A 10,876-nucleotide genomic window follows, 5' to 3' on the forward strand; every position below is an offset into this window, starting at 1 on the left:
CTCGTTCTCCTCAAATTTTCGCCGTTGATCACAGTCTGAAAACAAAGATACATGATGTTCGATAATCGCACCATATTTCGATTATCGCCCTTGACCAGCTTCGTTAAGCGGGTCACATTTTGTTCAAGAAACGCAATCTTGTGCGAATAACGCACCCTCAGGGAGAACCGTGATGATCAACAAAAGTGTGGCGACGCTGGAAGCGGCAGTCGCCGGAATTTTCGACGGTGCCACCATCATGATTGGAGGTTTTGGCACCGCCGGGCAGCCCACCCATCTTATTGATGCGCTCATTGCTCAAGGCGCAACTGACCTGACGATTATTAATAACAACGCGGGCAACGGTGAAGTGGGCCTGGCTGCACTTCTGAAAGCCGGGCGGGTGCGCAAAATGATTTGTTCATTCCCTCGCCAGGTGGATTCACAGATTTTTGACGACCTATATCGTCGCGGAAAAGTTGAGCTGGAACTGGTGCCGCAAGGCAACCTGGCCGCGCGTATTCAGGCGGCGGGTTCTGGATTAGGTGCCGTATTTACGCCAACCGGTTTTGGAACGCCGCTCGCGCAAGGTAAAGAAACCCGTGAAATTGACGGGCGTCAGTACGTCCTCGAATACCCGCTGAAAGCTGATTTTGCCTTGATCAAAGCGTATGAAGGCGACCGTTGGGGAAATCTGGTCTACCGCAAAGCGGCGCGTAACTTCGGGCCAATCATGGCGACAGCCGCCACCGAAACTATCGCGGAGGTGAGCCGAATTGTTCCGTTAGGCGCACTGGACCCGGAAAACATCGTCACCCCTGGGATTTTCGTCAAGCGCCTGGTGGCGGTCGAAAGTGCCCTGGCACAAAGCGCATAAGGAGCTTGATGTGAAAAAACTAACCCGTGATGAAATGGCGCAGCGTGTGGCTCGCGATATCCCTGAAGGCGCTTACGTTAACCTCGGTATCGGATTACCAACACGCATTGCCAACTACCTTCCGGCCGATAAAGAAATCTTTCTGCACAGTGAAAACGGTTTGCTAGGCATGGGGCCAAAACCCGCGGAAGGCGAAGAAGATCCTGAGCTTATCAACGCCGGGAAAGAGTTCGTTACGTTGCTGACCGGTGGCTGCTTTTTCCACCACGGCGACTCGTTTGCCATGATGCGCGGCGGCCATCTCGATATCTGCGTGTTAGGCGCATATCAGGTTTCAGCCCAGGGCGACCTGGCAAACTGGAGCACCGGTGCGCCGGATGCCATTCCCGCTGTCGGCGGGGCGATGGATCTTGCGATTGGCGCCCGCCAGGTGTTTGTGATGATGGATCACTTAACCCGCGACGGTGAGTCCAAGCTGGTGGAAACCTGCACTTATCCGCTCACCGGAATCGGCTGCGTCAGCCGTATTTATACCGACCTCGCGGTGATTGATATCACTGCAAAAGGCCCGGTGGTGCGCGAGATCTTCAATGGCCTCTCTTTTGAAGAATTACAACGTATTACCCCGGTCACACTTGGCTTCGAACAACTGGCAGAAAGCGCGTAAGGAACTATGATGAATCAAGCATTTATCTGTGATGGAGTGCGGACTCCGTTTGGTCGTTTTGGTGGCACACTCTCCAGCGTTCGCAGCGATGATTTAGCCGCGTTGCCGTTGAAAGCGTTACTCGAGCGCCATCCGAACCTGGATTGGTCAGCGATTGACGATGTGATCTACGGCTGTGCAAACCAGGCAGGGGAAGATAACCGCAACGTCGCCCGCATGGCGCTGTTACTGGCAGGATTACCCGAAACCGTACCGGGCAGCACCATCAACCGTTTGTGCGGCTCAAGCCTTGATGCATTGGGTGTAGCGGCGCGGGCAATCAAAAGCGGTGAAACGCATTTGATGATTGCGGGCGGGGTGGAAAGCATGTCGCGCGCACCCTTTGTGATGGGCAAAGCCGAAAGCGCGTTTAGTCGCAGTATGAAAATGGAAGATACCACCATCGGCTGGCGGTTTATTAATCCGCTGATGAAAGCGCAATACGGCGTGGATGCGATGCCAGAAACGGCTGAAAACGTGGCGACGGATTTCAACATCAACCGCGCCGATCAGGACGCATTTGCCCTACGCAGCCAGCTTCGCACCGCTCGCGCTCAGGAAACGGGGATGTTCGACGACGAACTGATCCCGGTCTCCATCGCCCAGCGCAAAGGCGAAGCGCTGCTGTTTAACCGCGATGAACATCCGCGCTCCACCTCTATTGAAGCGCTGGCAAAACTCAAAGGCGTGGTGCGGGCAGATGGCACGGTCACCGCCGGAAATGCATCCGGGGTCAACGATGGCGCATGTGCTTTGCTGTTAGCCAGTGAACAAGCGCTAAATACTCATGGATTGCAGCCGCTGGCGCGTGTCGTCGGCGTGGCAACCGCAGGGGTTGCGCCGCGGATTATGGGTTTTGGCCCGGCTCCCGCAGTGCGTAAAGTGCTGGCGCAAACGGGCTTAACGCTGGCGCAGATGGATGTGATTGAATTAAATGAAGCCTTTGCCGCGCAGGCACTGGCAGTAATGCGCGATCTAGGTCTGCCGGATGACGCTGAACATGTGAATCCGAACGGCGGCGCGATTGCGCTTGGGCACCCGCTTGGCGCATCCGGTGGGCGTCTGGCGATGACCGCCGCGTATCAGCTCAAACGCAGCGGCGGGCGTTACGCGCTATGTACTATGTGTATTGGTGTCGGTCAGGGGATTGCACTGATAATCGAACGCGTTTAAGGAGCAGGCATGACACTGTTTACCCCCATGTTGCGTGCATCACCGTTGAGCGAAATTTTCAGCGATGACAACACGTTACAAGGGATGCTGGATTTTGAAGCGGCACTGGCGCTGGCTTGTGCGAAATGTGGCGTGATCCCGGAATCGGTTATCACCGTGATTTCCTCACAGTGTCAGGCCGATAAACTCGACCCGCAGGCACTGGCGCAAGCGGCGGCAGGCGCCGGAAACCTGGCGATCCCGCTGGTGAAACAGCTCACCGCCAACGTAAAACGTCAGGACGAACAGGCCGCGCGGTACGTTCACTGGGGGGCAACCAGCCAGGACGTGATAGATACGGGCCTGGTTCTGCAACTGCGAGAAGCGTTTTTAGTTTCTGAAGTGCTTATCGAACAACTCATCCGCGCGTTAACCGAACAAATTCAACACCATCAGCACAGCGTCATGGCGGGCCGCACCTGGATGCAGCACGCGCTGCCGATAACTTTTGGTCTGAAACTCGCGGGAACGCTTGATGCGCTATTGCGCTGGCAGCAACGTTTGCGTGAAATCAAACCGCGTGTGCTGGTGCTGCAATTCGGCGGAGCCGCCGGGACGCTGGCCTCGCTGAAAGAGCAGGGAATTACGGTGGCGCAGGCGTTGGCAAACGCCCTGGAGCTTCATCAAGCCGATACGCCGTGGCATAGCCAGCGCGACAGGTTGCTGGAGTCCGCCGCCTGGTTCGCGGGTGTGGCGAGTACGCTTGGGAAATTCGCCAGTGATTTTTCGTTACTGATGCAAACCGAAGTTGCCGAAGTCGGCGAGCCGATTGCAGAAGGGCGCGGCGGTTCATCAACCATGCCGCATAAACGTAACCCGGTAAGCTGCGCGGCAATTTTAACGGCAAATACACGCATTCCGGGGCTGATGGCGACGATGTACGCCAGTCAGAATCAGCAGCATGAAAGGGCGCTTGGCGGTTGGCAGGCTGAATGGGAAGTGCTGCCGCAACTGATTACGCTTGCGGGTGGGGTGATGCAAACGTCGCTGGAATTACTCAACGGCATGCAGGTGAATACCGTCAAAATGCGCGCCAATCTGGATATCACTCACGGCCTGATTATGGCGGAATCCGTGACGCTGGCCCTGGCGGAGTTTATGGGCAAACAGCCTGCGCATCACTTAGTGGAACAGCTCTGCCACCGTGCGCTGGATGAAAACCAGCCGCTTGCGGCATTGCTCGCAGAAAACCCGCAAGTCACGCCATATCTTTCTTTGACTCAAATCGAACATTTGCTCGACCCGCAACACGCCCTCGGCAGCAACGACGCGTTTATCCGCCAGGTTCTGGCGCGGGCGGCACAACAAACCAGGAGGGTAACATGAGCCTTTATTATCAACTGGAAGGGCGCAGTGGCGCACCGGTCGTGGTGTTGTCGAACTCGCTGGGTACCACGCTTGAGATGTGGCAGCCCCAAATGGCGGCATTGCTTGAGAATTTCCGCGTGCTGCGTTACGACACACACGGCCACGGACGCACCACCAAAAATGGCAAAACAACGCTGCCGCAACTAGCGGAAGACGTCATCAGCGTGATGGATGATGCAGGCGTTAAACAGGCGCATTTCTGCGGGATTTCCATGGGCGGACTGACGGGTTTATGGTTGGCACGTTTTGCCCCGGAGCGTTTTCTTTCCGTCACCGTTGCCAACAGTGCGGCGAAAGTGGGCGAACAAAACGGCTGGCTTGAGCGCGCACGAACCGTGCGTCATGACGGTATGGAGGCCATCGCTAACAGTGCGCCACAGCGCTGGTTTACCGAAGATTTTGTGAAACATCACCACTCGCAAGTTGATGCCCTGTGCGCAACCCTTGCGGGCATTGATACGGAAGGTTATGCCTCTTGTTGCGAAGCGCTTGCCGCCGCCGATTTGCGGGGTGAAATTGGCAACATCACATTACCGATGCAGTTTATCGCCGGAGCCAGTGACCCGGTTTGCAGCGTCGCCGACAGCGAATTTATGCATCAGCAAGTCCACGGCTCACATCTCGTCACGCTTGAATCCTCGCATCTTTCCAATGTCGGCGACGCTCATGGTTTCAATGTGGCGCTGCTTAACTTTATTCAACAGGACGACTGACATCATGAAGGACGAAGAACACTATCAGCAGGGCATGGAAGTACGTCGTGCGGTACTGGGCGACAGCCACGTGGACCGTACACTGTCCCAGCTCACGCCGCTGAATGACGAGTTTCAGAACTTCATCACGCGCTATGCATGGGGTGATATCTGGACACGGCCGGGGCTTGAGCGCCATACCCGCAGCATGATCACCATCGCGATGTTGATTGCGCTAAACCGTGAAGCCGAGCTGAAAATGCACCTTCGCGCCGCATTTAATAACGGCGTGACGCGGGATGAGCTTAAAGAGTTGCTCATGCATTCGGCGCTGTACTGCGGTTTACCCGCAGCCAACGCCACCATGCATCTGGCACAACAGGTGTTTGATGAGTTGGATGCCGCCGGTTAATTCATGTCGGATGACGCTAACGCTTATCCGACCTACGAAAACAGTGTTGTAGGGTGGATAAGCCATAGGCGTCATCCACCATTTTTCACCCCGGAATCGATTTGCGAATCGACGACAGTAAAATCTGCGCCGCTGGAGACAGTGGCGTATCCACCCGCGTTAAAACCCCAATCGGCTCGCCAACACCTTGCGTAGTGACCGGTAGCGAAGTCAGCGTTCCCTGACGCAAATCCTCTTTCACGGCACCTGAAGGCACAAACCAGACGTAGTTGTAATCGACGGTCAACTGGCGCGAAAGCGAAGCAGACAGCGTTTCAACACAGGTGGCCGACATTTTACACCCCTGGCTGACGAGCAGCGTTTCCGCGTTCTGACGTGGAATCGTCCCCTTCGGCGACACCACGACGGGCCACTCCATCACGCGACTTAACGTGATATTTTCATGCAGCAACGGATGCCCAGGGCGCACCACCAGTTTTAATGACTCGAGGAATAACAGCTCATAATTCAGCCCGGTCATCAATTCCGGGTCTGACATACGGCCAATACCCAGGTCCAACTCGCCCGATTTCAAACCAGACAGCAGCATGGTGTTATTCATGGTCGCCACTTGTAACGTGACATCGCTTTGCTGCTTATGAAACTGGCCGATAACTTTAGGTAATATCCCCAGCGCCGCCGTGGGCAGTGCGCCGACGCGAACCACAGTGGTACTTTGCCCATCTTTCTGATTTAGCGATTGCCCGGCGTGATTGAGTGCATCGAGCACCTTCACCGCATGCGTCAGGAACTGCTCGCCCATCAGCGTCATCTGTGCGCCAAGCCGCCCACGCTCAAACAAACGCGTGCCGGTGAGTTGCTCAAGCTCATTAAGCGTCTTTGAAAGTGCAGGCTGGCTAAGATTAAGAGTTTCAGCTGCGCGCCCCAGTGTTCCCTGTTGAGCGACAGCCACGAAAGTATGAAGATGGCGCAAGCGAATGCGCTGACTGAACAAACCGTTTTTTTCCATAACCTGATGTTAAAAACAGACGCGTGGCACTGACAAGATAAGTTGTTTAATTTTGATAACTTGCTAGCAAAATTTCATTAACAATTGATTTGTTTTTATAACAAAGGGTGAGGGTAATGAAGGGTGGGTGGATAAGCGCAAGCGTCATCCACCATTTTTCATCTGAGTCTACACGTCAAAAAATACCGTCTCCCTCTCCCCCTGAAGGTAAATATCAAACGTATAAACAATCTCAGATCCGCGCTGCTCGCGTTTGCCAATCAAGGTATTGCGGCGCACTTCCCACTCGATAAGATTCAGCACCGGGTCGGTTTCATTTGCCTCTTGCTCGTCAGAAAAATACATCCGCGTATTCAGACCGATGTTAATCCCGCGAGCTACAATCCACAGGTTCAGATGCGGAGCCATTAATCGCCCATCGCGCCCGACAACCGCACCAGGTTTGATGGTGTCAAAACGCCACACGCCGCTGTCAAAATCTGAACACGTGCGGCCCCAGCCACGGAAATCCTCATCCAGGGCTTTCTTCGTTTGCTGGTCAGCAGGGTGGTTGTAACGCCCGGCAGCGTTGGCTTGCCACACTTCCAACAGCACATCACGCACCGGCGTGCCGGAGCCGTCGAACACCCGGCCTTCAACGACAATGCGTTCGCCCTGGGTGTGGGAGTTGGTCAGCACATGGCTGAAGTTTTTCTCGAAAATGTTAAATCCGGCAGCCTGTGGAGCGAGACCAATGTGCACATACGGGCCTGCGGTTTGCGAGGCGGTTTCGGCTAAATAATCTTTCATCACACGGCTCCTTGAGTGCGATTTTCAAACAGCGTGGCACGTTGACCGCGCAGCACTAAATCAAAGCGATACGCCAGGCAATCGAGCGGCACCGCGGCGTGGGTATCCAGTTCGGCAATCAGCGTGCGGATGGCGTCATCGTTATTAATCGTTTTCACAATCGGACACTGCTTGATCAGCGGGTCGCCTTCAAAATACATCTGCGTAATCAGACGCTGGGCGAAGGCGTCACCGGAAAGTGAAAAGTGAATATGTGAAGGCCGCCAGTCGCTGGCCTGATTACGCCACGGATACGGGCCGGGCTTGATGGTGCGGAAAAAGTAATAGCCATTTTCGTCGGTCAGCACGCGCCCACAGCCGCCAAAATTAGGGTCGATAGGCGCTAAATATTTGTCTTTTTTGTGACGATAACGCCCGCCCGCATTGGCCTGCCATACTTCAACCAGCGTGTTTTTCATCGGGCGACCAAAGCCGTCGCGCACATAGCCGTGCACAATAATACGCTCGCCAATCGGCAGGCCGTCTTTGGCGTAATTCATGATCAGATCGTTATCGAGCGGGTCGAGATCTTTTGCGCCAAAAATCGGCCCGGTTATCTCAGAAAGGGAATTCTGCAATGAGATAAGCGCGTTGCGCGGCGAGCGTAACACACTGGTTTTATAGCCCGGCGCGAATGCCGGTGGATGCGAATCGTAATCACGATGAACCAATTCACGAGGTTGCCAAATCTGAGACATAGCCAGCTCCAGTTGTAGGGTATGCAGGGGCGATGTGTTGTGGTTTTAAAAATCGCCATAGCCAGTCTCAGTTAATAGGTTGTTAAATTAAAGTGAATTTAAGCGTGGTTTTACATAGCTTTTAGTTATGTAACTGGCGGTTAGTATTACTTCTGATGTACGGCTGTATAGTCGGTCACAAAACGAAAATTCTTCCCCCAAAACCCCCGCACGACATTCTACGCTTTCAGCAATATTCACTGGAGATACGACATCATGGCGAACAACATCACGGCTGATGATATTCGGGAAAAATTTTCGCAAGCAATGTCGGCGATGTACCAGCAAGAGGTGCCTCAGTACGGCACCTTGTTAGAGTTAGTGGCCGACGTGAATCTGGCGGTGTTAGAAAACAGTCCCGATTTGCAGCAACAGCTAGAAAATGCTGACGAACTGGCGCGATTGAATGTTGAACGCCACGGGGCAATCAGGGTGGGGAAAGCGGAAGAACTGGCGACGTTGCGCCGCGTTTTTGCCGTTATGGGCATGGTTCCGGTCGGCTATTACGACCTCTCCCAGGCTGGTGTTCCGGTGCATTCGACGGCGTTTCGCCCGATTGAGGATGCGGCGCTGGCACGTAACCCGTTCCGCATTTTCACCTCGCTGCTGCGTTTAGAGCTGATTGACGACGAAGCGTTGCGTAAAACCGCTGCGGCCATTCTCGCAGAACGTGACATTTTCACCCCGCGTTGCCGGGCGTTGCTCGATATTTACGACCAGCAGGGTGCATTTACTGAAGCACAGGCCGACGAGTTTGTGACTCAGGCGCTGGAAACGTTCCGCTGGCACAGCCATGCCACGGTGGATGCGCAGACCTATCAGGCGTTTCATAATCAGCATCGTTTAATTGCCGACGTGGTCTGTTTCCGGGGCTGCCACATTAACCACCTCACGCCACGCACGCTGGATATCGACCGCGTACAAGCGCTGATGCCGGAATATGGTATTGCGCCGAAAGCGATTATCGAAGGTCCGCCACGACGCAACTTCCCGATTTTGCTGCGTCAGACCAGCTTCAAGGCGCTCGAAGAACCCATCATTTTTGCGGGCGTTCATCACGGCACGCATACCGCACGCTTCGGCGAAATCGAGCAGCGCGGTGTTGCGCTCACGCCGAAAGGGCGCGCCTTATATGATGAATTGCTTAACGAGGCGGGCAGCGGCCAGGATAACTTCAGCCATCAGCAGCATTTGCAGGAAATATTCAGCCGCCTGCCAGACAGCGAAACGCTGATGCGCTGCCAGGATCTGGCGTATTTCCGTTACCGCTTAACGCCGGTGGGTGAAATGCACCGCCAGGCGATTAAACCCGGCGATGACCCGCAACCGTTGATTGAGCGCGGCTGGCTGGTGGCACAACCGATCATCTACGAAGATTTCCTGCCGGTGAGTGCGGCAGGGATTTTCCAGTCAAATTTGGGCAGCGAAGGCGGGGCACGCAGCCACGGCCATTCCAGCCGCACCGCGTTTGAAGAAGCGCTCGGTGCGCCCGTTGCCGACGAATTTGAGTTGTATCAGCAGGCATCAGATCGCAGTAAAAAACGCTGCGGGTTGCTGTAAGCCGTTGTCGGATGACGCTGGCGTTTATCCACCCTACAAATGCATGATTTTGTAGGGGGGATAAGCCGCAGGCGTCATCCACCATTTACGCCGCATCCGCCAAAATAAACATGCCATACGGATGGATCTCGAGATAGTAATTATCCCCCACATCAGGCTGTAAGCGCGTGGCATTCACCTGCAACAGCAGCGACTGCCCATGCCATTCTACGGTCACTTCATATTGCGGCCCCATATATGCCACGTGGCGGACCACGCAACGCTGGCTTTCGTCGCCGTGTTCACTCAGCGTTATCGCTTCCGGGCGTACGCCAACCGTGCCTTGCGCCTGAGTGATGGTCAACTGCGGCGGGCGCGGCAAACGGTAGCCGTGGATCTCGACAAAATCGCTGCCAAAGCGTGCCGGGAAGATGTTGGCATCGCCCATAAAACTTGCCATAAAGCGCGAAGCGGGATGGCGATACAGGGTTTGCGGGCTGCCAATCTGCATGATTTCGCCTTTGTTCATCACCAGCACGGTATCGGAAACGGCAAACGCCTCGCTCTGGTCGTGGGTAACGTACAGTGACGTGATATTGAATTGCTTTTGCAGTTCGCGGATTTTGTCGCGCATGCTGCGGCGCAGGTTGGCGTCAAGATTACTTAACGGCTCATCAAACAGCAGCACTTTGGGTTTGAGGATCAACGCACGCGCCAGTGCCACACGCTGCTGCTGGCCGCCGGAAATCTGGTCAACGAAACGGTCTTCGAAACCGTCTAAGTCCACCATCGCCAGAGCCTCTTTGACGCGTGTTTTGATTTCCGCTCGCGGTGTGCCGAGCATCTTCAGCCCGTAGCCGACGTTATCGCCCAGCGACATATGCGGGAACAGGGCGTAGGACTGGAACACCATGCAGATGTCACGCTGCTGAATGGAACGGTGCGTCACGTCTTCGCCATCAATAAAAATCTGCCCTTCAGTGGGTTTTTCAAGCCCGGCCACCAGGCGCAAAACTGTAGTTTTCCCGCAGCCTGACGGCCCAAGCAACGTCACCATTTCACCCTTTGGGATCGCCAGATTAATGCCTTCAATGACGGTGTTATTGCCAAACCGTTTCGTGACATTGCGCAGTTCTACAAAATGAGGTTGTGTCATGTTTTACTCCGTAATCACGCGTTGGTTTTGGCTTTTGAGCGTGAGATTCGCGCTTCACCAATCAGCCAGTCAAAAATGAAAATAATGGACAGCATTACGACGATAAGAATCGAGCCATAGGCAATCGCCACGCCGTATTCGCCATCTTCCACGCGGTTCAGAATGTAGGCGGTAGCCACTCGCGTATCCGGCGTGACGAGGAAGACGATTGCACTAACTGTCGTAATGGCGCGCACAAAGCTGTAGATCAGCGCGGATAAAAATCGCCGGGCGCAGCAGCGGCAGCAGAATGTTGATAAATGGTGCGCATCGACCCGGCACGCAGGCTCAACGAGGCCTCGTCGAGTGATTTGTCGATTTG

At 54.8% G+C, this 10,876-nt stretch carries 11 protein-coding genes and 1 pseudogene; 7 read left to right on the top strand and 5 right to left on the bottom strand.

What is annotated here, in order from left to right; all coding sequences use genetic code 11:
• Positions 1 to 172 precede the first annotated feature (172 nt).
• Genes GBAG_RS08705 through pcaC form a run of 6 tightly spaced genes read left to right on the top strand, consistent with a single transcriptional unit; the run spans position 173 to position 5,246 of the window.
• Entirely contained in the window at positions 173 to 856 is a 684-nt protein-coding gene (locus GBAG_RS08705) for a 3-oxoacid CoA-transferase subunit A (protein WP_034495072.1), read from the top strand.
• A 10-nt stretch (positions 857 to 866) separates the two neighbouring features.
• A complete protein-coding gene (locus GBAG_RS08710) occupies positions 867 to 1,523 on the top strand; it encodes a 3-oxoacid CoA-transferase subunit B (protein WP_034495073.1) in 657 nt (218 codons plus the stop codon).
• Between the two features lie 9 nt (positions 1,524 to 1,532).
• Positions 1,533 to 2,735 carry a 3-oxoadipyl-CoA thiolase gene (gene pcaF / locus GBAG_RS08715; RefSeq protein ID WP_034495075.1) on the top strand — a complete coding sequence of 401 codons (1,203 nt, stop codon included), beginning with the start codon at positions 1,533 to 1,535 and terminating at the stop codon, positions 2,733 to 2,735.
• Between the two features lie 9 nt (positions 2,736 to 2,744).
• Positions 2,745 to 4,100, top strand: coding sequence for a 3-carboxy-cis,cis-muconate cycloisomerase (locus GBAG_RS08720; RefSeq protein WP_034495077.1), 1,356 nt, complete (start codon positions 2,745 to 2,747; stop codon positions 4,098 to 4,100).
• A complete protein-coding gene (gene pcaD / locus GBAG_RS08725) occupies positions 4,097 to 4,855 on the top strand; it encodes a 3-oxoadipate enol-lactonase (protein ID WP_034495078.1) in 759 nt (252 codons plus the stop codon). The genes GBAG_RS08720 and pcaD overlap by 4 nt, the downstream gene beginning before the upstream one ends.
• 4 nt (positions 4,856 to 4,859) lie before the next feature.
• Positions 4,860 to 5,246, top strand: a complete 387-nt coding sequence (pcaC, locus tag GBAG_RS08730) for a 4-carboxymuconolactone decarboxylase (RefSeq protein WP_034495080.1) — start codon at positions 4,860 to 4,862, stop codon at positions 5,244 to 5,246.
• Between the two features lie 85 nt (positions 5,247 to 5,331).
• Here the strand turns inward: pcaC and pcaQ are convergent, their stop codons facing one another.
• The 3 genes from pcaQ to pcaH form a co-directional block, all read right to left on the bottom strand.
• Positions 5,332 to 6,255, bottom strand: coding sequence for a pca operon transcription factor PcaQ (gene pcaQ, locus GBAG_RS08735; protein ID WP_034495082.1), 924 nt, complete (start codon positions 6,253 to 6,255; stop codon positions 5,332 to 5,334).
• A gap of 168 nt (positions 6,256 to 6,423) precedes the next feature.
• A complete protein-coding gene (pcaG, locus tag GBAG_RS08740) occupies positions 6,424 to 7,044 on the bottom strand; it encodes a protocatechuate 3,4-dioxygenase subunit alpha (RefSeq protein ID WP_034495083.1) in 621 nt (206 codons plus the stop codon).
• The gene (gene pcaH, locus GBAG_RS08745; protein ID WP_034495085.1) at positions 7,044 to 7,781 is read right to left on the bottom strand and encodes a protocatechuate 3,4-dioxygenase subunit beta; all 738 of its coding nucleotides are present in this window, start codon (positions 7,779 to 7,781) and stop codon (positions 7,044 to 7,046) included. Before pcaH ends, pcaG begins: the two co-directional genes overlap by 1 nt.
• A 255-nt stretch (positions 7,782 to 8,036) precedes the next feature.
• On the opposite strand from pcaH, the gene hglS reads away from it, so the two are divergent.
• Entirely contained in the window at positions 8,037 to 9,380 is a 1,344-nt protein-coding gene (gene hglS, locus GBAG_RS08750) for a 2-oxoadipate dioxygenase/decarboxylase HglS (protein ID WP_034495087.1), read from the top strand.
• Positions 9,381 to 9,465: 85 nt separating this feature from the next.
• On the opposite strand, the gene fbpC is transcribed toward hglS, so the two are convergent.
• Together fbpC and GBAG_RS22095 are read right to left on the bottom strand one after the other, a co-directional pair.
• Positions 9,466 to 10,515, bottom strand: a complete 1,050-nt coding sequence (gene fbpC / locus GBAG_RS08755; RefSeq protein ID WP_034495089.1) for a ferric ABC transporter ATP-binding protein — start codon at positions 10,513 to 10,515, stop codon at positions 9,466 to 9,468.
• A 14-nt stretch (positions 10,516 to 10,529) separates the two neighbouring features.
• Positions 10,530 to 10,876 (bottom strand): annotated as a pseudogene (locus GBAG_RS22095) (ABC transporter permease subunit); the annotation flags it as partial.

Origin of the sequence: Buttiauxella agrestis ATCC 33320, from assembly GCF_000735355.1 — a bacterium.
GTDB classification, from domain to species: Bacteria; Pseudomonadota; Gammaproteobacteria; order Enterobacterales; family Enterobacteriaceae; genus Buttiauxella; species Buttiauxella agrestis.

What these genes read in the sequence shown, in the direction of transcription:
- GBAG_RS08705 (WP_034495072.1), top strand. Translation starts at nt 173, where the DNA reads ATGATCAACAAAAGTGTGGCGACGCTGGAAGCGGCAGTCGCCGGAATT.
- pcaF (WP_034495075.1), top strand. Translation starts at nt 1,533, where the DNA reads ATGAATCAAGCATTTATCTGTGATGGAGTGCGGACTCCGTTTGGTCGT.
- GBAG_RS08720 (WP_034495077.1), top strand. Translation starts at nt 2,745, where the DNA reads ATGACACTGTTTACCCCCATGTTGCGTGCATCACCGTTGAGCGAAATT.
- pcaD (WP_034495078.1), top strand. Translation starts at nt 4,097, where the DNA reads ATGAGCCTTTATTATCAACTGGAAGGGCGCAGTGGCGCACCGGTCGTG.
- pcaC (WP_034495080.1), top strand. Translation starts at nt 4,860, where the DNA reads ATGAAGGACGAAGAACACTATCAGCAGGGCATGGAAGTACGTCGTGCG.
- pcaQ (WP_034495082.1), bottom strand. Translation starts at nt 6,255, where the DNA reads ATGGAAAAAAACGGTTTGTTCAGTCAGCGCATTCGCTTGCGCCATCTT.
- pcaG (WP_034495083.1), bottom strand. Translation starts at nt 7,044, where the DNA reads ATGAAAGATTATTTAGCCGAAACCGCCTCGCAAACCGCAGGCCCGTAT.
- pcaH (WP_034495085.1), bottom strand. Translation starts at nt 7,781, where the DNA reads ATGTCTCAGATTTGGCAACCTCGTGAATTGGTTCATCGTGATTACGAT.
- hglS (WP_034495087.1), top strand. Translation starts at nt 8,037, where the DNA reads ATGGCGAACAACATCACGGCTGATGATATTCGGGAAAAATTTTCGCAA.
- fbpC (WP_034495089.1), bottom strand. Translation starts at nt 10,515, where the DNA reads ATGACACAACCTCATTTTGTAGAACTGCGCAATGTCACGAAACGGTTT.